Genomic DNA, 504 nt, shown 5'->3' on the forward strand with positions numbered 1-504 from the left:
CAAACGCACAGGAAATGCCAGAAGAAAACCGCCATCCGCGATGGGTGTACATAAAACGAAAAAGCTCCAAGATAGAACGGCCAAGCCAAACCCGGTTGCCGCATCATATTTGTAGGCCATAAATCCAAAGTAGGCGACGACGATACCAAACAGTGCTGCAAACTTTACTAGGGTTTCGAGGTGAGTCGGGTGGCTGTAGTGGAAGGCCGCAGATTTCTCACTGGTTCGCAAAGACGATAACTTCATAAGCACCTAAAGCAGTAAGTTGACGGCCAACGCGATCATGACGATACCGATAATGAAGTCGAGCATGCGCCATGCACTTGGTTTTTCAAATATAGGACGCAGTATGCGGGCACCGTAGCCGAGTGAAAAGAAAAATGCGAAGGATGCACACACCGCGCCGATACCAAAAAGATGTTGCTGCTCTCCATATTGAACAGAAATCGCGCCAAGGAGAAAAACAGTATCCAGATAAACGTGTGGGTTTAGCCAGGTAAACGC

General features: G+C 48.2%; 1 protein-coding gene and 1 pseudogene. Both read right to left on the bottom strand.

Annotation, left to right across the window (positions count from 1 at the left end):
• A pseudogene (locus tag A3750_RS06240) lies at positions 1 to 246 on the bottom strand (hypothetical protein); the annotation flags it as partial.
• Positions 247 to 252: 6 nt separating this feature from the next.
• Positions 253 to 504, bottom strand: a 252-nt coding sequence (locus A3750_RS06245; protein ID WP_156498450.1) for a LysE/ArgO family amino acid transporter, incomplete at its 5' end; no start/stop codon positions are given.

Source organism: Oleiphilus sp. HI0079 (genome assembly GCF_001635105.1).